We start from the raw sequence: 22,465 nt of genomic DNA, 5'->3' as shown, positions 1-22,465 counted from the left end.
GGTCTGCTCAGTTGTGTGATCTGCATCGCAGGGACATTTCCACTGTCGATGTTCTATAATGCGCCACAGGCATTCACATCTCGGACCATAATTATGACGCAGGATGAACTGAAAAAAGCAGTAGGTTGGGCGGCGCTGCAATACGTACAGCCAGGGACCATTGTCGGCGTAGGTACCGGCTCGACGGCGGCCCATTTTATTGACGCGCTGGGCACGATGAAGGGGCAGATTGAAGGCGCGGTCTCCAGCTCCGATGCCTCTACCGAAAAGCTCAAAAGCCTCGGGATCCCCGTCTTCGATCTCAACAGCGTCGATCGCCTGGGGATCTATGTTGATGGCGCGGATGAGATCAACGGCCATATGCAAATGATCAAAGGCGGCGGCGCGGCGCTGACCCGCGAGAAGATTATCGCTTCGGTCGCCGATAAATTTATCTGCATCGCCGATGCCTCCAAGCAGGTTGATATTCTCGGCGCATTCCCGCTGCCGGTTGAAGTCATTCCGATGGCGCGCAGCGCCGTCGCGCGTCAACTGGTCAAGCTGGGCGGTCGTCCGGAGTACCGTCAGGGCGTGGTGACCGATAACGGCAACGTCATCCTGGACGTGCATGGCCTGGAAATTCTTGATGCTGTCGCGCTGGAGAATGCCATCAACGGCATCCCTGGCGTCGTGACCGTAGGGCTGTTCGCCAACCGCGGGGCCGACGTGGCACTGATCGGTACGGCCGATGGCGTGAAAACCATCGTAAAATAGTCTGTCCGCAGGGAGCCAGTCGGCTCCCTCGCAAATATTTTTTCACCTGGTGCAATTTGGTGACTTCTGTCACATTTATGCAACCATTCTGATTAACACGCTACCATTAATCTTCTTTCTGGTGTTTTGTCCTGTCATTTCCCTCTGGATGACATTTCTTCAGGACGGCGACGCAAACGTTCATATTGCCGCGATAGTTTTTTTTGATATGTTGCTGAGACGAACTTTCGTTCAGCACGACATCAGTTAAGACAAAACAGGACGGGGAAATGGCTAAGGTATCACTGGAAAAAGACAAGATTAAATTTCTGCTGGTTGAAGGTGTGCATCAAAAGGCAATCGATAGCCTTCGCGCAGCAGGTTACACCAACATTGAATTTCATAAAGGCGCGCTGGACTCCGAACAGCTGAAAGCGTCGATCCGTGATGCCCATTTCATCGGCCTGCGTTCCCGTACCCATCTGACTGAAGAGATTTTCGCTGCGGCGGAAAAACTGGTTGCCGTGGGTTGCTTCTGCATCGGTACCAACCAGGTCGATCTGAACGCCGCCGCGAAGCGCGGTATTCCGGTGTTTAACGCGCCATTCTCGAATACCCGTTCGGTGGCCGAGCTGGTCATCGGTGAGCTGCTGCTGCTGCTGCGCGGCGTGCCGGAAGCCAACGCCAAGGCGCATCGCGGTGTATGGAATAAGCTGGCGGTCGGCAGCTTTGAAGCGCGCGGCAAGAAACTGGGGATTATCGGTTACGGCCATATCGGTACCCAGCTCGGCATTCTGGCGGAATCGCTGGGGATGCATGTCTTCTTCTATGATATTGAAAATAAACTGCCGCTCGGCAACGCCACCCAGGTTCAGCATCTCTCCGACCTGCTGAACATGAGCGATGTGGTCAGCCTGCACGTGCCGGAAAACGCCTCCACCAAAAACATGATGGGTGCGGAAGAGCTGGCGCTGATGAAGCCGGGCGCGCTGCTGATCAACGCCTCCCGCGGTACCGTGGTGGATATTCCGGCGCTATGCGATGCGCTGGCGAGTAAGCATCTGGCCGGGGCGGCTATCGACGTCTTCCCGACAGAACCCGCCACCAACAGCGACCCCTTCACTTCGCCGCTGTGCGAGTTTGATAACGTGATCCTGACTCCGCATATCGGCGGTTCGACCCAGGAAGCGCAGGAGAACATCGGTCTGGAAGTGGCTGGCAAGCTGGCGAAGTACTCTGACAACGGGTCAACCCTGTCGGCAGTTAACTTCCCGGAAGTTTCTCTGCCGCTGCATGGCGGCCGCCGTCTGCTGCATATCCATGAGAACCGGCCGGGCGTCCTGACCGCCATCAACCAGATCTTCGCCGCGCAGAGCATCAACATTGCCGCGCAGTATCTGCAAACGTCGCCGCAGATGGGCTACGTGGTTATTGATATTGAAGCGGAAGAAGATGTTGCCCAGCAGGCGCTGCAGGCAATGAAAGCGATCCCGGGGACTATCCGCGCCCGTCTGCTGTTCTAATTATTTTTGCCTCTCGGGCAGGTCGCGTACCTGCCCGTTTTTTTGTTAATACTTTCCAGGCTGAAATTCTCGTCCTCGCGTACCTACCAACTCCAGGTTTTTCCCGGGGTGATCACCGCTGGTAACGGGATATCCCACTCTTCGCTTGGCAGACTATCCACCTGCTGGCAGTCGTGCGCGTAGCCTACCGGCTGCAGGCGATACTGCTGCCAGTTTTGCAGCGTCCGGTCGTAAAAACCGCCGCCCATTCCCAGCCGTTGGCCACTGCCATCGAAGGCCACCAGCGGGGTCACCAGCACATCGAGTTCAGCGAGCGGCAGTACGTCCCGCACATCGAGCTTCGGTTCGCGGATTTTCAGGCGATTCACTATCAGTTGGCTCTGTGGATGGTAGTGTAAAAACAACAGGTTTCCGGGGCTAAACGGATGCAGCACCGGGAGATACACCCGTTTGCCGGCGCGCCAGAGCTGGTCGATCAGCGGCTGGGTGTCCAGCTCGCCGTCAAAGGAGAGGAACAGCGCCACGGTATGAGCGAGTACGACCGGCGGCCAGGCCATCATCCGCTCCGCGGCCTGTTGGGCAAACAGGCGCTGTTGCTCCGGGCTGAGCGCGCGGCGACGCTCGCGGATCTGCTGGCGAATATGCTGTCTGGAGAGCGGGATATCAGGCTGTAGGGTCATACAGGTCTCATTACGAGCAAGCGAAACAGTACGAGGAAGTGTAATACAGGGCGGCAGCAGCCGAAAACAGGAGTGTTGGGATAATGCGAACTAAAGAAGGGAATCTCCGAGATGCCGCCGCAGGCTGTAACCCTTGAACCCTTGGTTCAAGGTGAATGTGTCGTCACAGTTTTAAGGCTTCTCGGACGAACCGAGCATGCTCACCAACCGTGGAGCGCCACATTCTTGTGGTATGAAATATCGGCTCAGGGGACTGGCCCGCTTGCAAACATCTCAGAGAAATTTTGTTCTGGAATTACTCTAACACAGTTAACTGCAAAGTGTTATTCAAACTTTGACCCTGGTCTTTCGCTTATGCGACCTTGCTCAAGCAATGCCTGTTCAATGGTCTGCTGAAGCATCCGAATGCGCTGCTCCATGCTCGAAGCGTAGTCGCGGGTCTTCGCTTTTTCCTGAGTCAACTCATAGCTGATGTTCAACGCGGCGATGAAGACCAGCTGCTCAGTATTTGTGACTCTAGTGCGTTCTTTTAAATCTTGCAACCGCTGATTAAGGTCTTCAGCTGCCTGATTCAGGGCATCCCTTTGTTCAGGCGGGCAATTCACTCGCAGTGAACGGCCGAAAATTTGGAGATCTACGGGTTGTGCAGACATGCCACCTTCCTGCTGATTGACTGCGCTGCCTTCACATCCGAGCCTGGGTCTGCGAAGGGGCGACACTATAGCTACCCTGGTGCAGGGATACAAGCCCTTTTCTGGTTCACCAGGGTCCAAAGTGGTAGCATATCATGAATATTCCTCCCAACGATGACGAATGCGCATGTCTATACAGAACGAAATGCCTGGTTACAACGATGTAGACCAGTTACTGAACCAACAAGGGGTCGGCCTCACCCCAGCCGAAATGCACGGTTTGATCAGCGGATTGCTGTGCGGCGGCAACACGGACAGCAGCTGGCTGCCGCTGGTGCACGACCTGACCAACGAAGGGCTCGCCTTTGGTCATGAACTGGCCCAGGCGCTGCGTAACATGCATTCCGCCATCAGCGATTCACTGGATGACGACGGTTTCCTCTTTCAACTGTATCTGCCGGAAGGCGATGCGGTAAGCGTCTTCGACCGCGCCGACGCTCTCGCCGGTTGGGTCAACCATTTCCTGCTCGGCCTTGGCGTCAGCCAACCGAAGCTGGATAAAGTGAAAGACGAGACCGGGGAAGCGATTGACGATCTGCGTAATATTGCCCAGCTGGGCTACGATGAAGACGAAGATCAGGAAGAGCTGGAGATGTCTCTGGAGGAGATTATCGAGTATGTCCGCGTTGCCGCACTGCTGTGCCACGACACTTTTTCTCGTCAGCAGCCAACCGCACCGGAAGTCCGCAAACCGACATTACACTAACTAAAATTCGTTCAGGGGGCGTCATGACTCAGCAGGAATTTCTCTCGCGTCGCCAGGCGCTGCTGGCGCAGATGCAGCCAGGCAGCGCGGCGCTGATTTTCGCCGCACCGGAAGCGGTGCGTAGCGCAGATTCAGAGTATCCCTACCGGCAGAACAGCGATTTTTGGTACTTCACCGGCTTTAACGAACCGGAAGCGCTGCTGGTGTTGATTAAAAGCGATGAAACGCACAATCATAGCGTGCTGTTTAACCGGGTTCGCGATCTGACCGCTGAGATCTGGTTCGGTCGCCGTCTGGGCCAGGATGCCGCGCCGGCGAAGCTCGGTGTGGATCGTGCGCTGGCGTTTAGCGAAATCAACCAGCAGTTGTATCAGCTGCTCAACGGCCTGGATGCTATCTACTTCGCCCAGGGTGAATATGCCTATGCCGATGAGATTGTGTTTAACGCCCTCGAAAAACTGCGCAAAGGCTCTCGCCAGAATCTGCAGGCGCCGAACTCGGTCATCGACTGGCGGCCCATCGTGCATGAGATGCGCCTGTTTAAATCTGCGGAAGAGCTGGCAGTGATGCGCCGCGCCGGCGAAATTTCCGCCCTTGCCCATACCCGGGCGATGGAAAAATGTCGCCCTGGCATGTTCGAGTATCAGCTGGAAGGCGAAATTCTCCATGAATTCAACCGCCACGGCGCGCGTTTCCCGTCCTATAACACCATCGTTGGCGGCGGCGAAAACGGCTGCATTCTGCACTACACCGAAAACGAATCCGAGCTGCGCGATGGCGATTTAGTGCTGATTGACGCCGGCTGCGAATACCGCGGCTATGCGGGCGATATCACCCGCACCTTCCCGGTTAACGGTAAATTCAGCAAACCGCAGCGTGAAATCTACGACATCGTGCTGGAGTCGCTGGAAACCGCGCTGGAGCTTTATCGTCCGGGCACCTCCATTTATGAAGTTAATCAGGAAGTGGTGCGCATTATGATTACCGGCCTGGTGCGGCTGGGGATCCTGAAAGGCGAGATTGACGAGCTCATCGCCAACAACGCCCACCGCCCGTACTTTATGCATGGCCTGAGCCACTGGTTGGGTCTGGATGTGCACGATGTCGGTAATTACGACACCGACCGTTCGCGGGTACTGGAACCGGGAATGGTGCTGACCGTCGAGCCGGGACTGTATATCGCCACCGATGCCGACGTGCCGGCCCAATATCGCGGCATCGGCATTCGTATTGAAGATGACATCGTCATTACCGAAGACGGCAACGAAAATCTCACCGCCAGCGTGGTGAAGAAGGCGGATGAGATCGAGGCGCTGATGGCGGCGGCGCGCCAGTCATGAGCGTGCTGATCGTCGGCGGCGGGATGACCGGGGCGACGCTCGCGCTGGCCATCTCCCGTTTGACCGGCGGTGCCCTGCCGGTCCATCTGATTGAGGCGCAGGATCCGCATTCGTCACGCCATCCCGGTTTTGACGATCGGGCAATTGCCCTGGCGGCCGGTACCTGCCAGCAGCTGGCGCGCATTGGTATCTGGCAGACCCTGGCTAAACGAGCGACGCCCATCCAGCGGGTCCATGTCAGCGACCGTGGTCACGCTGGTTTTGTGAACCTGGCGGCGGCCGATTACGGCTTGTCGGCGCTGGGGCAGGTGGTTGAACTCCACGATGTCGGCCAGCGGCTGTTTAGTCTGCTGCGCGAGGCGCCGGGCGTCACCCTGCACTGTCCGGCGAAAGTGGAAGCGGTCAGCCGCCGCGAGGAGAGCGTCAGCCTTACGCTTGAGGGCGGCGAAATCATCAACGGTAAGCTGCTGGTGGCGGCGGACGGTTCCCGTTCGTCGCTGGGCGCTCACTGCGGCATCAGCTGGCAGCAGCAGCCGTATGAGCAGATAGCGATCATTGCTAACGTTAGCACTGCGTTGCCGCACGAAGGCCGCGCCTTCGAGCGCTTTACCGAGCATGGTCCGCTGGCGATGCTGCCGATGTCGCAAGGGCGCTGTTCGCTGGTGTGGTGCCATCCGCAGTCGCGGCGCGACGAGGTACAGAGCTGGTCTGACGAACATTTTTGTCAGGCGTTACAGCAGGCATTCGGCTGGCGGCTAGGGCGTATTACCCATGCCGGTAAGCGCAGCGTCTATCCGTTAGCCTTAACCACCGCCACCCGTGCGGTGTCGCATCGCCTGGCGCTGGTCGGTAATGCGGCGCAGACGCTGCATCCGATCGCCGGGCAGGGCTTTAACCTCGGCCTGCGCGACGTGATGAGCCTGGCGGAGATGCTTGCCGATGCGCATGTGGCCCGCGACGATGTGGGCGATTATTCCCTGCTGTGCCGCTACCAGGCACGGCGGGCAGGTGATAAAGCCGCCACTATCGGTGTCACCGATGGGCTGGTGCATCTGTTTGCCAACCGTTGGGCGCCGCTGGTGGCGGGGCGCAACGTCGGTCTGATGGCCATGGACTTATTTACCCCGGCGCGCGATGCGCTGGCGCAGCGTACCCTCGGTTGGGTTCCCCGTTAAGGAGTAAAACGTGCAAAGTGTTGATGTTGCCATTGTTGGCGGTGGAATGGTGGGACTGGCGGTAGCCTGCGGTTTACAGGGCAGCGGCCTGCGCGTCGCGGTGCTGGAGAAAGCAGCGCCGCAGCCTCTGGCCGCCGATGCGCCGCCGGCGCTGCGCGTTTCGGCGATCAATGCCGCCAGCGAAAAGTTGCTGACTAAGCTGGATGTCTGGCGCGAGATCGTCGCCCAGCGCGCCAGCTGCTATCACGGTATGGAAGTGTGGGACAAAGACAGCTTCGGCCGCATTAGCTTCGATGACCAGAGCATGGGCTTTAGCCATCTGGGCCATATTATTGAAAATGCCGTGGTGCATCACGCATTGTGGCAGAAAGCGCAGCGCTGCGCTGACGTCACCCTGCTGGCGCCTGCGGAACTACAGCAGGTGGCGTGGGGTGAAAACGAAGCCTTTCTCAGCCTGCAGGACGGCAGCATGTTGACCGCGAGGTTGGTGGTGGGCGCTGATGGCGCGAATTCATGGCTGCGTAATAAGGCCGATATTCCGCTGACCTTCTGGGATTACCACCATCATGCGCTGGTGGCGACGATTCGCACCGCTGAGCCGCATCAGGCGGTGGCACGCCAGGCGTTCCATGGCGAGGGTATTCTGGCCTTCCTGCCGCTCAGCGATCCGCACCTGTGCTCGATCGTCTGGTCGCTGTCGCCAGCGGAAGCGAAGCGGATGCAGGAGGCTGATGAAGCCACTTTCAACCAGGCGCTGAATATCGCCTTCGATAATTGCCTCGGCCTCTGCCAGCTGGCAAGCGAACGTGAAGTTTTCCCGCTGACCGGCCGCTATGCCCGTCAGTTTGCCGCCCACCGCCTGGCGCTGGTCGGCGATGCCGCGCATACCATCCACCCGCTGGCCGGGCAGGGGGTGAACCTTGGCTTTATGGACGCCGCCGAGCTTATCGACGAGTTGAGGCGCCTGCATGCGCAGGGGAAAGATATCGGCCAGCATTTGTACCTGCGCCGCTATGAGCGCAGCCGCAAACACAGCGCCGCGCTGATGCTGGCGGGTATGCAGGGATTCCGCGAAATGTTCTCCGGCAGCCATCCGGCGAAGAAATTCCTCCGCGACATGGGGCTCAAACTGGCCGATTCGCTGCCTGGCGTAAAACCGCAGCTGATTCGTCAGGCGATGGGCCTCAACGATCTCCCCGCCTGGTTACGTTAACCCCGTCACACTTCTTTTACCCGGCCTGCGTGCCGGGTTTTCTCCCTCATTTGAAATATTCTAATTTCACCTCTTTTTTCGCATTAGTTTTATTAATGCGCTCTTTTTTTTGTTAAAGAAATTAGGCCCGTAAAATCGCATAAAACACCATCATTACCTTATCGATGAAAGCTTGATGTTAATTTTATGTGGCATAAATCGCTTTTTTCCAGTCAATAACTCTGTAGGCTTTTCGGCGGATTTTAGTCATAAGCTAATGTGATGCCCTGAATGAGCTTATGGTTTAGCGCCGGGTTCGGTGGTAAGTTCAGGCAAAAGAGAACGTTTGCGTCGGCGTCCGTCAGCGGTGCCGTCGCCGAATTTCGTGGCGCAAAATCGCCGACAATCTCGTGGCTGGTTCCGTTTTATTCGATGAGGAAAAGATGGCTCAACAGACTCCGTTGTATGAACAACACACGCTATGTGGCGCTCGCATGGTGGATTTCCATGGCTGGATGATGCCGCTGCATTACGGATCCCAGATTGATGAGCACCATGCGGTGCGCGGCGATGCAGGGATGTTCGATGTGTCGCATATGACCATCGTCGATTTCCACGGCAGCCGGATCCGCGAGTTCCTGCGCTATTTGCTGGCCAACGATGTGGCGAAGCTGACCACCCCAGGCAAAGCGCTCTACACGGGAATGCTTACCGCCTCCGCTGGCGTCATCGATGACCTGATTGTCTATTTCCTTTCTGAAGATTATTTCCGCCTCGTTGTTAACTCCGCCACCCGCGAAAAAGACCTCGCCTGGATCTCCGAACAAGCTGAACCTTACGGCCTTGAAATTACCGTTCGCGACGATCTGTCGCTGATCGCGGTGCAGGGCCCCCAGGCGAAAGCGAAGGCGGCAACGCTGTTTACTGATGCGCAGCGTCAGGCCGTGGAAGGCATGAAGCCGTTCTTTGGCGTGCAGTCCGGCGACCTGTTTATCGCCACCACCGGTTATACCGGCGAAGCGGGCTATGAAATTGCGATGCCGAACGAGCAGGCGGCTGATTTCTGGCGCGGTCTGCTGGACGCTGGCGTTAAGCCGTGCGGTCTCGGCGCGCGTGACACCCTACGCCTGGAGGCCGGGATGAACCTGTATGGCCAGGAGATGGACGAAGGCGTCTCCCCGCTGGCGGCGAACATGGGCTGGACTATCGCCTGGGAGCCCGCCGATCGTAACTTTATCGGTCGCGAAGCGCTGGAGATGCAGCGCGAAAAAGGCACCGAGCAGCTGGTTGGCCTGGTGATGACCGAGAAAGGCGTCCTGCGCGGCGGCCTGCCGGTCCGTTTTACCGATAGCGACGGTAATCAAAAAGAAGGCATTATCACCAGCGGCACCTTCTCGCCGACCCTGGGCTACAGCATCGCGCTGGCTCGCGTACCGGCCGGGATTGGCGACACCGCGGTGGTGCAAATTCGTAACCGTGAAATGCCGGTAAAAGTGACTAAACCTGGTTTTGTACGCAATGGCAAAGCCATTGTGTGATTTCCCTTTTTTGGAGATGAATTGATGAGCAACGTACCAGCAGAACTGAAATACAGCAAAGAACACGAATGGCTGCGTAAAGAAGCAGACGGCACCTATACCGTCGGGATCACCGAGCATGCGCAGGAGCTGCTGGGCGATATGGTTTTCGTTGACCTGCCGGAAGTGGGCGCCACCGTTGAAGCGGGCGCTGATTGCGCCGTTGCCGAATCCGTGAAAGCGGCTTCCGATATCTACGCGCCGATTAGCGGTGAAATCGTTGCCGTCAACGAAGAGCTGAACGACTCTCCGGAACTGGTCAACAGCGACCCGTATAGCGACGGCTGGATCTTCAAAATTAAAGCCAGCGACGAAGCGCAGGTTGCCGCGCTGCTGGATGCGACCGCTTATGAAGCTCTGTTAGAAGACGAATAAATACGCTTCATCCTTCACGCTGCAGGGGCGTTGGCTTCCTGGCTCCCCCGGTCACTTACTTTTGTAAGCTCCCGGGGAGTCGCTGTGTCGCCGCCTTCCTGCAACGCGAATGATTTTGCGTATTCTGGCCCGGTAAGCATCAGCGCTTGCCGGGCAAACCAGTCAGACAATCACGATTCACCGCACGTTTCAGGAACCATCGCTCATGACTCAGACTTTAAGTCAGCTTGAAAACCGCGACGCCTTTATTGAACGTCACATTGGCCCGGACGCTCAGCAGCAGCAAGAGATGCTGAAGACCGTCGGCGCGGATTCGCTTAACGCCCTGATTGGCCAGATTGTGCCGCAGGATATCCAGCTGGCGACCCCACCGCAGGTGGGCGACGCGACTACCGAATTCGCCGCGCTGGCGGAGCTGAAGGCGATTGCCGGTCGCAACAAGCGCTTCAAGTCTTACATCGGCATGGGCTATACCGCCGTGCAGCTGCCGCCGGTCATTCAGCGCAACATGCTGGAAAACCCGGGCTGGTACACCGCCTATACCCCTTACCAGCCGGAAGTCTCCCAGGGCCGTCTGGAGTCGCTGCTCAACTTCCAACAGGTCACGCTGGATCTGACCGGGCTGGATATCGCTTCCGCTTCGCTGCTTGATGAAGCCACCGCCGCCGCCGAAGCGATGGCGATGGCCAAACGCGTCAGTAAACTGAAGAACGCCAACCGTTTCTTCGTTGCCGCCGACGTCCATCCGCAAACCCTGGACGTGGTGCGCACCCGCGCGGAAACTTTCGGCTTCGACGTGATCGTCGATGACGCCGACAAAGTGCTCGATCACCAGGATGTCTTTGGCGTGCTGCTGCAGCAGGTGGGCACCACCGGTGAAATCCACGATTACAGCAAACTGATCGCCGAGCTGAAAGCGCGCAAAGTGATTGTCAGCGTCGCCGCCGACTTTATGGCGCTGGTGCTGCTGACGGCGCCGGGCAAGCAGGGCGCGGATATTGTCTTCGGTTCCGCCCAACGCTTCGGCGTGCCGATGGGCTATGGCGGCCCGCACGCGGCCTTCTTCGCGGCGAAAGATGAATTCAAACGCTCCATGCCGGGCCGGATTATCGGCGTATCGAAAGATGCGGCGGGTAATACCGCGCTGCGCATGGCGATGCAGACTCGCGAGCAGCATATCCGCCGCGAGAAAGCGAACTCCAACATTTGTACCTCGCAGGTTCTGCTGGCCAACATCGCCAGCCTCTACGCGGTATTCCACGGCCCGGCGGGCCTGAAACGTATCGCTGGCCGCATTCATCGCCTGACCGATATTCTGGCCGACGGCCTTCAGAAGAAAGGGCTGAAGCTGCGTCATGCGCACTACTTCGATACCCTGTGCGTCGAAGTGGCGGATAAAGCTGCGGTGCTGGCGCGTGCCGAAGCGCTGCAGATTAACCTGCGTAGCGATATTCACGGCGCGGTTGGCATTACGCTCGATGAAGCGACCACCCGCGAAGATGTGCTGAACCTGTTCCGCGCCATCGTCGGCGACGATCACGGTCTGGATATCGATACCCTGGATAAAGACGTGGCGCTGGATAGCCGTTCGATCCCGGCGGCGATGCTGCGCGACGATGCGATCCTCACCCATCCGGTGTTTAACCGCTACCATAGCGAAACCGAGATGATGCGCTACATGCATGCGCTGGAGCGTAAAGATCTGGCGCTGAACCAGGCGATGATCCCGCTGGGCTCCTGCACCATGAAACTGAACGCCGCGGCGGAGATGATCCCGATCACCTGGCCGGAATTTGCCGAGCTGCACCCGTTCTGTCCGGTCGAGCAGGCGGAAGGTTATCATCAGATGATCGCCCAGCTTTCTGACTGGCTGGTGAAACTGACCGGCTATGACGCCGTCTGTATGCAGCCGAACTCCGGCGCGCAGGGCGAGTATGCTGGCCTGCTGGCGATTCGCCACTATCACGAAAGCCGCAACGAAGGCCATCGCGATATCTGCCTGATCCCAAGCTCCGCGCACGGCACCAACCCGGCTTCCGCGCAGATGGCGGGTATGCAGGTCGTGGTCGTTGCCTGCGACAAAAACGGCAACATCGATCTTGCCGACCTGCGTGAAAAAGCAGAGCAGGCAGGGGCGAATCTCTCCTGCATCATGGTCACCTATCCGTCAACCCACGGCGTGTATGAAGAGACCATCCGTGAAGTGTGCGAGATCGTGCACCAGTTCGGCGGCCAGGTTTATCTCGATGGCGCCAACATGAACGCCCAGGTCGGGATCACTTCTCCGGGCTTTATCGGCGCCGACGTTTCGCACCTCAACCTGCATAAAACCTTCTGCATTCCGCACGGCGGCGGCGGTCCGGGTATGGGCCCTATCGGTGTGAAAGCGCACCTGGCGCCGTTTGTACCGGGCCACAGCGTGGTACAGATTGAAGGTATGCTGACCCGTCAGGGCGCGGTTTCCGCCGCGCCGTTCGGCAGCGCTTCCATTCTGCCGATCAGCTGGATGTATATCCGCATGATGGGCGCGGAAGGCCTGAAGCAGGCGAGCCAGAACGCGATCCTTAACGCCAACTATATCGCTACCCGGCTGAAAGAGGCTTACCCGGTGCTCTATACCGGCCGCGATGGTCGCGTGGCGCACGAATGTATTCTCGATATTCGTCCGCTGAAAGAAGAGACCGGCATTAGCGAGCTGGATATTGCTAAACGCCTGATCGACTTTGGTTTCCATGCGCCGACCATGTCCTTCCCGGTTGCCGGGACGCTGATGGTTGAGCCGACAGAATCGGAAAGCAAGGTAGAGCTGGACCGCTTTATTGACGCCATGCTGGCGATCCGCGCGGAAATCGACCGCGTCAAAGCCGGTGAATGGCCGCTGGAAGACAACCCGCTGGTGAACGCGCCGCACACCCAGGGTGAGCTGGTGAGCGAGTGGAACCATCCGTACAGCCGCGAGCTGGCGGTATTCCCGGCTGGGTTGCACAACAAGTACTGGCCGACGGTGAAACGTCTGGATGATGTCTACGGCGACCGCAACCTGTTCTGCTCCTGCGTGCCGATGAGCGAATACCAGTAAGTGGTGAATTAGCTAAACTTTTAAAGGCGCTGCGGCGCCTTTATTTTTTGGAGGGAAGGTATGGCGATAGCTCTGATTAGCGGCGCGAGCCGCGGCATAGGCCGGGCGACGGCGCTGCTGCTGGCGCAGGAAGGGTATACCGTCGCGGTTAATTATCATCACAACATTAACGCCGCCACCGAAGTGGTCAATACCATTGTTGAATCTGGCGGCAAAGCCACGGCGCTGCGGGCGGATATCAGCGATGAAGCGCAGGTGATGGCGATGTTTGAGGCGGTTGACCGCATGGGCGAACCGTTGACGGCATTGGTCAACAATGCCGGGATCCTGTTTACCCAATGTACGGTGGAGAGCCTGAGCGCCGAGCGTATTAACCGCGTGCTGGCCACCAACGTCACCGGCTACTTCCTCTGTTGTCGTGAGGCGGTAAAGCGCATGGCGCATCGGCATGGCGGCAAGGGCGGGGCGATAGTTAACGTGTCGTCGGCGGCCTCGCGCCTTGGCGCGCCGGGCGAGTACGTTGACTATGCCGCGTCGAAAGGGGCGGTAGATACCCTGACCACCGGGCTGGCGCTGGAAGTGGCGGCGCAAGGGATCCGGGTGAACGGCGTGCGTCCGGGGCTGATTTATACCGAGATGCACGCCTCCGGCGGCGAACCGGGACGCGTGGACCGGGTAAAAAATTCGCTACCGATGCAGCGCGGCGGCCAGCCGGAAGAGGTCGCTCAGGCCATTGCCTGGCTGCTGAGCGACAAAGCGTCGTATGTGACGGGCAGTTTTCTTGAACTGGCGGGCGGTAAATAACCCATAGATGTCTATTGCCCGGCGGCGCTGCGCTTGCCGGGCCTACAGAGTAACCTTCCCGGATGGCGACTACGCCTTATCCGGGCTACTCAACGATGCGTACCCGTAGCCCGGCTGAGCGCAGCGCGAGCCGGGTAACCTTCCCGCATGCGGCTACGCCTTATCCGGGCTACCCAACGATGCCTACCCGTAGCCCGGCTAAGCGCAGCGCGAGCCGGGGAAACCGACGGTCTACCAGGAGGCCAGCCACAGCCTCAGGCGCATTCCCCAACGGCTGGTCCAGCCGGTGGTAACCGACTTCACCTCGCCTTGAGAAATGACCACCAGCGTTGGCGTTACCTGGATATCCCACTGCCGCGCCAGTTGGCCGCTCGGGTCATTCACCGTCGGCAGCGTCATTTTCTTCCTGGTCAGCCACTTCTCCAGCGCGGCGTTATCGCCGGAACGCAGGGCTACCGTCAGCACATTGCCGCCGTCGGCGGCAAGTGATGCCACCGACGGCGTGGTATAGCGACAGACTCCGCACCAGGTCGCCCAGACGTACAGCAGCAGCGGCTTTTGCTGGCTCATGGCGTTCAGATCCAGCGTCCTGCCGTCGAGTGTCTGCAGCGATGTGGCGCTGACGTTTTGCGGCAGCGCGGGCTGGCGAAAATAATCCACCGCCAGGCTCACCGCCGCGCCAATCAGCAGCCACACCGCCAGCTCGCGCAGCCAGCGCCTGATTTTACTGGCCACGGGCTTTCGCCAGCTGTTCTTTCACCAGCCCCTCCAGGTCTTCAGCAGGGATCGCGCCGGCCACCATCTGATCGCCGATGATGGTCGCCGGGGTGCCCTGAATATTCAGCACCTGTGACAAAATCAGGTTCATCTTCAGCGAATCCATGGTCTTGTCATCAATACTGACGCCATCGGTGGCGGTTTTCTTCTGTGCGGCGGCGATACTGGCGTCATCGTGATAGCCTTTTTTTGCCATCAGCCGCTGATGCAGCGCCCAGAATTTATCGGGCTGCTGACGCCAGGTGGAGAGCGCGGCTTTAGCGGCATTCACCGAACTCTGCCCTTTAAACGGCAGCAGCTTAACGATGAGCTGAATATCCGGATTATCGTGGACGATTTTTTCCAGCAGCGGATCAAACTGTTTGCAGTAAGGACAGTTGTAATCGGTAAACGAGACGATTGTGAGTTTTGGCTCTTTCGCGCCGGTGCGCGGGCTATTCGGATCGTTAAACAGCAGCTGGGCTAACTGGTCATTACCGTTCGATTGCGGTTTTTCCGCCGGCGCGGCGAAGCTGAAGGCCGATACGCACAGCAGTAATAAGGCGGTGATAGCTCTCATGTTATTTTCCTTTAGCGGCGGACAGGGTGGCGAGAAGTTGTTCGCGGTCTAACAGCGCAGGCAGGATCTCTCCCTGCGGCAATCCCGGTCCGTAAATCTGGTTAAACGGCACCGCGGCGTTGCCGCGTGCGGTTAAAAACTGACTAATGTCGGCGGAGGGTCGGCTCCAGTCGCCGCGTAAGGCGACCACGTCTGGCGCTGATAGCGCCTGCTGGATGTCGTCGCGCAGCAGCACGTTGTATTTATTGGCTTTACAGGTCACGCACCAGTCGGCGGTGACATCAATAAATACCCGTTTATGCTCCGCAAGGCCGTTAGCGATAGCCTGCTCGCTGAGCGGCTGCCAGTTAACCCGGTCGCGGCGCGGGCCCTGGCCGTCCTGTTGGACGACAAAGGCGACGGCGCCCGCCACAACGATGGCCAGAGCGCCCGCGCGCAGCGCCGTACGCCAGCGGTAGCGCCAGGCGGTGGCCAATAGCAGGCCGATGGCCAGAATCACCAGCAGGGTAAGCACCGGCGTGCGGCCGATGTGGATCGTCAGCAGGCTAACCAGCCATAGTGCTGAACCAAGCATCATTAGCCCCAACACCACGCGCAGATGATTCATCCAGCGGCCTGGACGTGGAAGTCGTTGCGCCAGCCCCGGCCAGGCGACAATAAGCAGCCACGGCAGGCTCATGCCGATCCCCATGGCGAAGAAAATCCCCCACAGCAGCGGCAACGGCGCCACCAGCGCCACCGACACGGCGGTACCGAGGAACGGCGCGGTACAGGGCGTCGCCAGCAGGGTGGCGAAGGCGCCCTGCCAAAAATGGCCCATCAAGCCGTTACCGCCGCGGGTGGCGAGGAAGGTACTGGCGCTGGAGGAGAGACGGATTTCGAATAGTCCCAATAAACTGGCGCTGAACAGCACCATCACCAGTGCCATCGCGCCGATAAACCACGGGTTCTGGAACTGGATCCCCCAGCCGAGCGCCTGATTACCTAAGCGTAGCGCGGTCATCATCAGCGCCAGCGCCAGGAAGGAGACGACGATCCCGCATACCGAGGCGAGGAACTGCCGCCGCACCGCGCCGCGTTCACGACGTTCGGTTTGCACCAATGAGCCGAGTTTCATCGCCAGCACCGGCAGCACGCAAGGCATGACGTTGAGAATAAGCCCGCCGGCCAGCGCCATCAGCAGCACCCAGCCTAACGCCAGCCCCGGCGCGGTACTGCCGGCACTGATGGCGATCTGGCTTTCCTGCGCCTGGCCGCTATCGGCCAGCACCAGCGACAGCGTTTTGCCGCTCAGGTCCGGCGCCGCTTCGCCCCAGCTATCGGTGACCGGTACGGTGGCGGTTAACGTATCGCCGCGGCTGGTAAAACTCGGCGTGCCGAAATCGACATCCTCCATGCTGTCGATAAACAGCGCTGGCTGCTGCCAGCCGGCATCGCGGCGGGCGGTTACCGTCAGCTTTCCGCTGACGTAGCTGGCGCTAAGCGCCGAGGTGAGACCGTCGCGCAGGGGCAGCGTGCCCATCGCGCGGGTGAAATCGTAATTAAATTGCTCCCCCGCCGGAGCCGTCATATCCAGCGAAAAGGGGTAGTCAGTGAGAATGCAGACATTGCTGCAGGTAGAGAGCGTCAGGACGCCGCTAAGCGTCGGCGGTATTTTCCCGCGCAGGGTCATCGGGAAGCTGACGTCGCCGTGATACCCCTGAGTGGAAATACCCGCGACGTCGAAGCGCTGCGGCGTCGGCCAGCGCCAGTTAACCTCCAGCGGCGTGTGCCAGGCGATAGCTGGCGCGATGCCGCCTTCGCCCGGCGAACGCCAGTAGGTTTTCCAGCCCTTTCCCAGCGCTACGTCTAAAAGCAGGCGGGTGTCGCCATTGCTTCCGCTTTGCGCCCGCAGGCGCACGCTGGCGTGTTGATTGTCGGCGACGCGCAGCCAGCCGCTATCGGCGGCCTGGCTGACGGGCAGCCATAGCCAAAGCAGGCAGACCAGCAGTCGCCTGAATACCATAAACATAAATTTTCTCCGTAAGTAATAAATTAACCTGAGCTGTCAGGAGAATTAATCACTCACGGAAGACGCATAATCGCAGATGCACCCGCAATCGGGGTGGGGAGATAACGCGGGGAGGCCACTGGCGTTCGATACGCGGCGGGATCGCCGCCAGCACCGCCAGCAGCAGAGTGATAGCCAACAGCGCCCCTTCAAACAGCATCGGCGGAACGGCCATCAGCGACTTGGCGCTGAGCTCGCACGGCGTGACCGGCGCCTCGGCCTTATCCGGGTTTTGCTGTAGCGACGGGCTGTCGGCGGTGAGGTTCATGACCAGCGCGTGCATCCCGGCCATCCGCTGGGCGGTGCAGGTCAGCACCACCAGACAGGCCAGGAGGACAAAAAGAATGGCTTTGCGTTGTCGCTTAATCATGATCGCCTCAAATATTCACGCGGCCTATCTTATCGGGCGAACGCGTTTTGGCAATGGTAAAGCTGTAAAGAAGTGTCTGGCGGATAAGTGATTTGCCCCCTCCCGGCCGGGAGAGGGCGGTCAGTTACAGATTCTCACCGTTGCTGGCGATAACCGCTTTGTACCAGTTAAAGCTCTTCTTGCGCGAGCGGGACATGTCGCCGGTGCCGTCATCGTGTTTATTGACGTAGATGAAGCCGTAGCGTTTGCTGTACTGCCCGGTAGTGAAGGAGACGCAGTCGATGCAGCCCCATGGGGTATAGCCCATCAGATCGACGCCGTCATAAGTCACCGCTTTGATCATCTCTTCGACGTGGGCGCGCAGATAATCGATGCGGTAGTCATCGTTGATGCTGCCGTCAGCTTCGACTTTGTCGTAGGCGCCGAAGCCGTTTTCCACGATAAACAGCGGCTTCTGGTAGCGCTCATACAGTTCGCACAGGGCGTAGCGCAGGCCAACCGGGTCAATCTGCCAGCCCCAGTCGGAGGCTTTGACGTGCGGGTTCGGCACGCTGCCTTCGAAACCGGAAATGGCATCGCCGGTGCCGCCTTCGGCTTTCACCGCGTTGGTCATGTAGTAGCTGAAGCCGAGGTAGGCGCAGGTGCCTTCGCGCAGGATCTGCGCGTCGCCGTCTTCCATTTTGATGTTGAAGCCGCGGCGTTCCCATTCATTCAACACATAGCTCGGGTAGTAACCGCGCAACTGGACATCGGTAAAGACGTAGCGTTCGCGCATCGACTCCTGGGCGAACATGACATCTTCCGGTTTGCAGGAATAAGGGTAGAGGGCGACCATCGCCAGCATGCAGCCGACCTGCATATCCGGGTTGATACGACGGGCCGCTTTCACCGCCAGCGCGCTGGCGACAAACTGGTGATGCAGCACCTGGTACATGGTCTCTTCCGGATTTTCATGCTCGGTATAGACCACGCCGGAACAGCAGTAGCCGAACAGCGGCGCGCGCCAGTTGCGCTGGTTATTGATCTCGTTGAAGGTCATCCAGTATTTCACTTTGTGCTTATAGCGCTCGAAGACCACCTCGGCGAAGCGCACAAAGAAATCGACCACTTTGCGGTTGGTCCAACCGCCGTACTGCTGTACCAGATGCAGCGGCATTTCAAAGTGGGAAAGGGTGATCACCGGCTCGATGTTGTACTTCAGCAGTTCATCAAACATGTCATCGTAGAATTTCAGCCCTTCTTCATTTGGCTGGGTTTCGTCGCCCTGCGGGAAGATGCGGGTCCAGGCAATAGAGGTGCGGAAGCATTTGAAACCCATCTCGGCGAACAGTTTGATGTCTTCTTTGTAGTGGCCGTAAAAATCAACCGCTTCATGATTAGGGTAATATTTACCCGCTTCGACCTGGTGGGTGATTTCGCGCGGCACGCCGTGCGCCCCGCCAGTCAGCACGTCGCAGATGCTCGGGCCTTTGCCGCCTTTATTCCAGCCGCCTTCAACCTGATGCGCGGCGACCGCGCCGCCCCACAAAAAGTCTTTTGGAAGAGTCAATTTTTTCATCTTTGCTAATCTCTCTGAATAACTATTGCGATTGAGTCTAGCAAAGCGAAATTGAATGTCACGATATAACAAATTCCGCTAAAGGTAATATGTTACATCGAAAAAACAGGCTGTTATTTTTAGCTGATTTTGCGCGCTAATTTACGTCCCAGCGATTCAAGGATATAGATCACCGGAATTTGCGTTGTAATATCGTAGACGCCGCCGATGCGCGTCTGCGGCACGTGCCAGGAGAGATTGAAATCAGCCAGTTTCGCCAGTCGCGAATGCTCGTGGCTGGTAATCGACATCACCTTGCAGCGGTGCAGGCTGAACTGGCTGGCGAAGCGCAGGATCTCTTCGGTTTCGCCGGAGACGGAAAGCACGATCGCCAGCGCGTTACGGGCCATATCATTGGTTACCGGAAAATAGGGGTCGTCAATATGGTTGCTGAATTTACCGACGTTGGAAAAGAAGCGTGCGCCATATTTCGCCAGCGCGCCGGAGGTGCCGGCGCCGACGAAAATAATACGTTCCGAAGCGAGAATAATATCCACGGCCTGCTCGAGTAATTCATCGAACTCGTCATTATTGACGCTTTTAAAAAAGCTCATAATTTCGCTGGCGCCGATATTTGCCTGTTGAGGCTCATTCTGCTCAAGATATAATTTAAAGCGTACGCGAAATTCAGAGTAGCCCTCGCACTGCAGTTTGCGGCAGAAGCGCAACACGGTGGTGGTGGAGACCCCGGCGGCCTCGGCCAGTTCGCGGATGGTCATGTACATCACTTTGTCACGATTCTTAATGACATAGTGATAGACCATCATCTCAAGATTATTGAGACTGGCGACAGCGGCGTGGGAGAACATACTCACAGTGGCGAACTCACAATTCATAATGACCAGGACGGAATTATATCATGCAGGCCAATGACATTACCTTTTTTCAGCGTTTTCAGGACGACATCCTCGCCGGGCGCAAAACGATCACCATTCGCGATGCAGCGGAGTCGCACTTTAAGCCCGGTGATGTGCTGCGCGTCGGACGCTATGAAGATGACGGCTACTTCTGCACTATCGCCGTTACCGCGACCTCAACGGTGACCCTCGACACGCTAACTGAACAGCATGCTCAACAGGAGAATATGACCCTCGAACAACTGCGGCAGGTCATCAGTGAAATCTATCCTGCGGAAGATCGGTTTTATGTTATTGAATTCAAACGCCTTTAAATAAAACCAGCACAACTGTTAGTTGAAATAACATTGTAACATTATGATTTTAATGTATTTACAAATATACATCGTTTTATTTTAGCTAACAGGTGTTCACTGGAATCATTCTCAGTTACCCTAAGTGGGCAATGAAAGCGTTCTTGTTTTCACGGAGTCAAATATGGTGCGCAAACCATTAATCACTCAGGGATATTCTCTGGCAGAGGAAGTTGCCAACAGCATCAGCCACGGGATCGGGCTGGTGTTCGGTATTGTCGGCCTCGTGTTGCTGCTGGTGCAGGCGGTAGACACCAACGCCAGCGCGACGGCGATCACCAGCTACAGCCTGTACGGCGGCAGCATGATTATGCTGTTCCTCGCCTCTACGCTCTATCACGCGATCCCGCATCAGCGGGCGAAACAGTGGCTGAAAAAGTTCGACCACTGCGCTATCTACCTGCTGATTGCCGGGACCTACACGCCGTTTTTGCTGGTGGGGTTGAATTCACCGCTGGCAAAGGGGCTGATGATCGTCATCTGGAGCCTGGCCCTGCTGGGGATCCTGTTTAAGCTGACCATCGCGCACCGCTTTAAAATTCTGTCGCTGGTGACTTATCTGACCATGGGCTGGCTGTCGCTTATCGTGGTCTATCAGCTGGCAGTGAAGCTGGCGGTGGGCGGCGTAACGCTGCTGGCGGTCGGCGGGGTGGTGTACTCGCTGGGGGTCATCTTCTACGTCTGCAAACGTATTCCCTATAACCACGCTATCTGGCACGGCTTCGTGCTCGGCGGCAGCGTGTGTCACTTCCTGGCGATCTATCTGTACGTCGGCCAGTCCTGATAAACATTCCACGGTGGCGCTGCGCTTACCGTGGCTACGGTTATCTGCGGCCTGGAAATCCCACGGTGGCGCTACGCTTACCGTGGCTACGGTATTTGCAGTCAAGTAGCCCGGCTAAGGCGCGAGCGCCGCAAGCCGGGAGTCATAACGCTTTATTACACGTCTTCCAGCGAATAGGGCAGCGGTTCGATGCGCAGGCTTCCGGCATCGTCGCGCACGCGGAAGATGCTGTCCGGCTCCATATCGTTATTCATCACCACCTGCACCAGCAACTGGCCATCATCCAGCTGAACCGCCGCAAGCACCGTCCCGGTGCGGCGCCAGTTGTCGCCCATTTTCAGCTCCAGATCTTCCCCCGCTTCCGGCACCCGGCTGGCGGTCCCTGACAGCGTCCACAGCGCGCGCTTATTGGCGCCGCGGAATTTCGCCCGCGCCACCATCTCCTGACCGGTGTAGCAGCCTTTCCTGAAGCTGATACCGCCCAGCGCCTGCAGGTTGGTCGCCTGCGGAATGAACTGCCCGCTGTTGGCGCTGTCGATAACCGGCAGACCGGCTTCAATATTCAGCGCCAGCCACTGCTGGCTGTTATTGAGCTGCGCTTCGCCGCGCAGCGCATCGGTAACGCGATTGGCGGTGTCGACATCAGTCACCAGCAGGAAGCGTTCACCTGGATGTTCAAACCACAGCAGGCTGGTGGCGCCTTCGCTGACCACCGGGGCGGCCGCGTCGGGCAGGGCAGCGAACAGCGGCGCCAGCGCGGCGCGCGCCTGGAAGCCGGCCACCCCCAACAGAACCAGATCGTCGTTGGCGGCGATGGTGACTTTAGAGAAGACGGCATATTTTTTCAGTTCGGTCAGCTGTACGTCGCGCAGGCTGCGGCGCTCGATCCATGCGAAGCCGCCGTCGCGGCGGAATACGCGCAGATTGCTCCACATCTTGCCTTTGGCGTCACAGTGGGCGGCAAGCAGATGCTGAGCATCGGTGAGATTGCTCACATCGGCGGTAATCTGCCCCTGCAGATATTTTTCGCTATCCGGCCCGCTAATCGTCGCCAGCGCCCAGTCATCCAGGGTCATCAGCGTTAACGGCAGACGAGCGGAAGAGGAAGGCTGACGCGGAGGAAAAGGTGTAAAAGCCATAGTCATATCCTGAATCGCTTAACGCAGTGTGTGTGACCAATGGTAAAAGAGCTATAGTGCATTGCAAGTGCTTTCAACAGGCCATTTGTGCGCTGGCGTGAGAC

Annotated in this window: 21 protein-coding genes and 1 other RNA gene; 12 read left to right on the top strand and 10 right to left on the bottom strand. The window is 58.2% G+C overall.

Annotation, left to right across the window (positions count from 1 at the left end; genetic code table 11):
• Window positions 1–93 precede the first annotated feature (93 nt).
• Together rpiA and serA are read left to right on the top strand one after the other, a co-directional pair.
• On the top strand, window positions 94–753 hold the full coding sequence (rpiA, locus tag N438_RS11990; protein WP_008806447.1) for a ribose-5-phosphate isomerase RpiA: 660 nt from the start codon (window positions 94–96) through the stop codon (window positions 751–753).
• 269 nt (window positions 754–1,022) lie between these two features.
• Window positions 1,023–2,255 carry a phosphoglycerate dehydrogenase gene (serA, locus tag N438_RS11985; protein WP_008806446.1) on the top strand — a complete coding sequence of 411 codons (1,233 nt, stop codon included), beginning with the start codon at window positions 1,023–1,025 and terminating at the stop codon, window positions 2,253–2,255.
• Window positions 2,256–2,338: 83 nt separating this feature from the next.
• Here the strand turns inward: serA and N438_RS11980 are convergent, their stop codons facing one another.
• The 3 genes from N438_RS11980 to zapA form a co-directional block, all read right to left on the bottom strand.
• A complete protein-coding gene (locus N438_RS11980; protein WP_049008741.1) occupies window positions 2,339–2,935 on the bottom strand; it encodes a 5-formyltetrahydrofolate cyclo-ligase in 597 nt (198 codons plus the stop codon).
• A 99-nt stretch (window positions 2,936–3,034) separates the two neighbouring features.
• Window positions 3,035–3,218: non-coding RNA, 6S RNA (ssrS, locus tag N438_RS11975), on the bottom strand.
• Between the two features lie 40 nt (window positions 3,219–3,258).
• Window positions 3,259–3,588: a cell division protein ZapA gene (zapA, locus tag N438_RS11970; protein ID WP_004205298.1), complete on the bottom strand. Its 330-nt coding sequence runs from the start codon at window positions 3,586–3,588 to the stop codon at window positions 3,259–3,261.
• A gap of 166 nt (window positions 3,589–3,754) precedes the next feature.
• Between zapA and N438_RS11965 the strand changes: the two genes are divergently transcribed.
• The 8 genes from N438_RS11965 to N438_RS11930 all read left to right on the top strand — a co-directional run bounded on the left by N438_RS11965 (window position 3,755) and on the right by N438_RS11930 (window position 13,875).
• Entirely contained in the window at window positions 3,755–4,333 is a 579-nt protein-coding gene (locus N438_RS11965; protein ID WP_008806444.1) for a YecA family protein, read from the top strand.
• Window positions 4,334–4,356: 23 nt separating this feature from the next.
• Window positions 4,357–5,673 (top strand): Xaa-Pro aminopeptidase, encoded by a 1,317-nt coding sequence (pepP, locus tag N438_RS11960; RefSeq protein ID WP_008806443.1) that lies wholly within the window; start codon window positions 4,357–4,359, stop codon window positions 5,671–5,673.
• Window positions 5,670–6,848 carry a 2-octaprenyl-6-methoxyphenyl hydroxylase gene (ubiH, locus tag N438_RS11955; RefSeq protein WP_008806442.1) on the top strand — a complete coding sequence of 393 codons (1,179 nt, stop codon included), beginning with the start codon at window positions 5,670–5,672 and terminating at the stop codon, window positions 6,846–6,848. The genes pepP and ubiH overlap by 4 nt, the downstream gene beginning before the upstream one ends.
• A gap of 10 nt (window positions 6,849–6,858) precedes the next feature.
• On the top strand, window positions 6,859–8,061 hold the full coding sequence (gene ubiI, locus N438_RS11950) for an FAD-dependent 2-octaprenylphenol hydroxylase (RefSeq protein WP_012540581.1): 1,203 nt from the start codon (window positions 6,859–6,861) through the stop codon (window positions 8,059–8,061).
• 422 nt (window positions 8,062–8,483) lie between these two features.
• The gene (gcvT, locus tag N438_RS11945; protein WP_008806440.1) at window positions 8,484–9,578 is read left to right on the top strand and encodes a glycine cleavage system aminomethyltransferase GcvT; all 1,095 of its coding nucleotides are present in this window, start codon (window positions 8,484–8,486) and stop codon (window positions 9,576–9,578) included.
• A 24-nt stretch (window positions 9,579–9,602) separates the two neighbouring features.
• Window positions 9,603–9,992: a glycine cleavage system protein GcvH gene (gene gcvH / locus N438_RS11940; RefSeq protein WP_008806439.1), complete on the top strand. Its 390-nt coding sequence runs from the start codon at window positions 9,603–9,605 to the stop codon at window positions 9,990–9,992.
• A gap of 205 nt (window positions 9,993–10,197) precedes the next feature.
• Complete coding sequence (gene gcvP, locus N438_RS11935; RefSeq protein ID WP_012540583.1) at window positions 10,198–13,071, top strand: aminomethyl-transferring glycine dehydrogenase; 2,874 nt, start codon at window positions 10,198–10,200, stop codon at window positions 13,069–13,071.
• A gap of 60 nt (window positions 13,072–13,131) precedes the next feature.
• Window positions 13,132–13,875, top strand: a complete 744-nt coding sequence (locus N438_RS11930) for an SDR family oxidoreductase (RefSeq protein WP_008806437.1) — start codon at window positions 13,132–13,134, stop codon at window positions 13,873–13,875.
• Between the two features lie 231 nt (window positions 13,876–14,106).
• Here N438_RS11930 and N438_RS11925 read toward each other — a convergent pair whose 3' ends face one another.
• The 6 genes from N438_RS11925 to N438_RS11900 form a co-directional block, all read right to left on the bottom strand.
• Window positions 14,107–14,610 carry a protein disulfide oxidoreductase gene (locus tag N438_RS11925; protein WP_110244889.1) on the bottom strand — a complete coding sequence of 168 codons (504 nt, stop codon included), beginning with the start codon at window positions 14,608–14,610 and terminating at the stop codon, window positions 14,107–14,109.
• Window positions 14,600–15,211 carry a DsbA family protein gene (locus N438_RS11920; RefSeq protein ID WP_043876069.1) on the bottom strand — a complete coding sequence of 204 codons (612 nt, stop codon included), beginning with the start codon at window positions 15,209–15,211 and terminating at the stop codon, window positions 14,600–14,602. The genes N438_RS11925 and N438_RS11920 overlap by 11 nt, the downstream gene beginning before the upstream one ends.
• A gap of 1 nt (window position 15,212) precedes the next feature.
• The gene (locus N438_RS11915) at window positions 15,213–17,222 is read right to left on the bottom strand and encodes a protein-disulfide reductase DsbD domain-containing protein (RefSeq protein WP_116696308.1); all 2,010 of its coding nucleotides are present in this window, start codon (window positions 17,220–17,222) and stop codon (window positions 15,213–15,215) included.
• Between the two features lie 49 nt (window positions 17,223–17,271).
• Window positions 17,272–17,631: a hypothetical protein gene (locus N438_RS11910; protein WP_012967243.1), complete on the bottom strand. Its 360-nt coding sequence runs from the start codon at window positions 17,629–17,631 to the stop codon at window positions 17,272–17,274.
• A 124-nt stretch (window positions 17,632–17,755) separates the two neighbouring features.
• Window positions 17,756–19,189, bottom strand: a complete 1,434-nt coding sequence (gene bglA / locus N438_RS11905; RefSeq protein WP_063105732.1) for a 6-phospho-beta-glucosidase BglA — start codon at window positions 19,187–19,189, stop codon at window positions 17,756–17,758.
• Window positions 19,190–19,308: 119 nt separating this feature from the next.
• Window positions 19,309–20,037: a MurR/RpiR family transcriptional regulator gene (locus N438_RS11900; protein WP_012967245.1), complete on the bottom strand. Its 729-nt coding sequence runs from the start codon at window positions 20,035–20,037 to the stop codon at window positions 19,309–19,311.
• Between the two features lie 50 nt (window positions 20,038–20,087).
• Between N438_RS11900 and yqfB the strand changes: the two genes are divergently transcribed.
• Both yqfB and N438_RS11890 read left to right on the top strand, forming a co-directional pair.
• Window positions 20,088–20,399: a N(4)-acetylcytidine aminohydrolase gene (yqfB, locus tag N438_RS11895; RefSeq protein WP_015369789.1), complete on the top strand. Its 312-nt coding sequence runs from the start codon at window positions 20,088–20,090 to the stop codon at window positions 20,397–20,399.
• Between the two features lie 163 nt (window positions 20,400–20,562).
• A complete protein-coding gene (locus tag N438_RS11890) occupies window positions 20,563–21,222 on the top strand; it encodes a hemolysin III family protein (RefSeq protein WP_008806429.1) in 660 nt (219 codons plus the stop codon).
• A gap of 155 nt (window positions 21,223–21,377) precedes the next feature.
• Here the strand turns inward: N438_RS11890 and ygfZ are convergent, their stop codons facing one another.
• Window positions 21,378–22,361, bottom strand: a complete 984-nt coding sequence (gene ygfZ / locus N438_RS11885) for a tRNA-modifying protein YgfZ (RefSeq protein ID WP_008806428.1) — start codon at window positions 22,359–22,361, stop codon at window positions 21,378–21,380.
• Window positions 22,362–22,465: the final 104 nt, after the last annotated feature.

Origin of the sequence: Klebsiella sp. GL120222-02, from assembly GCF_003097195.1 — a bacterium.
In the GTDB taxonomy this organism is placed as follows: Bacteria; Pseudomonadota; Gammaproteobacteria; order Enterobacterales; family Enterobacteriaceae; genus Klebsiella; species Klebsiella variicola.
This window is presented reverse-complemented; position numbering and strand designations above follow the sequence as displayed.